The sequence below is a fragment of the Stenotrophomonas sp. P5_B8 genome, assembly GCF_054049855.1.
Genome location: NZ_JBFULO010000884.1, coordinates 1 through 543 on the forward strand (window position 1 = coordinate 1; position 543 = coordinate 543).

Sequence of the window (543 nt, forward strand, 5' to 3'; positions counted from 1 at the left end):
GTGCTGCAGGTGGTCCTGGTGTGCCCGATTACCTTATAGCTTCCCCTGCGTTGCAGCCRGGCGCGGCGTATTTCGGATACGTCTTCCGTCAGGCTTGCGACGTGCATGACATGTGTTACGGCACGGCAGGATCGGACAAGCACCAATGCGACGAAAGGCTGCGTGACGACATGATCGCGCAAGCCCAGCAAAGTATGGGCGATTCTGCCTTTGTGGCGTTCGGCGTGTTCGTCGTCGGACAGGCCACCGCATACGCCAAATTCCTGCAGTGGGAGTGGGTTGAGCCGTGGACGTCCCTGCCTGCATTCATCAAGGCGCAGGAAGAAGCCTTCTGTCGGCAGGACAGCGGCATCTTCAAGGGATTGTGTGGATGACGCTCCGGGTTGCCAATTTAAAAGGAAAGAGGGCGGCGTCGATGGGTGCGGTTGTCGTTCTCGGCATCGCCGGTCTTGGTTGCTGGCAGTGGTTGTCCACACGGGATGGAACGGAAGCTGAGCTCGCGACCCAATTCGAATCCTTGAATGATTATGCGCAAGCGGACCG

At 58.7% G+C, this 543-nt stretch carries 1 protein-coding gene; it reads left to right on the plus strand.

Annotated elements, in window-relative coordinates; genetic code table 11:
* Positions 1-374: hypothetical protein (locus ACXJKH_RS21995; protein WP_457322565.1), on the plus strand; the 374-nt coding region annotated here is incomplete at its 5' end.
* Positions 375-543 lie beyond the last annotated feature (169 nt).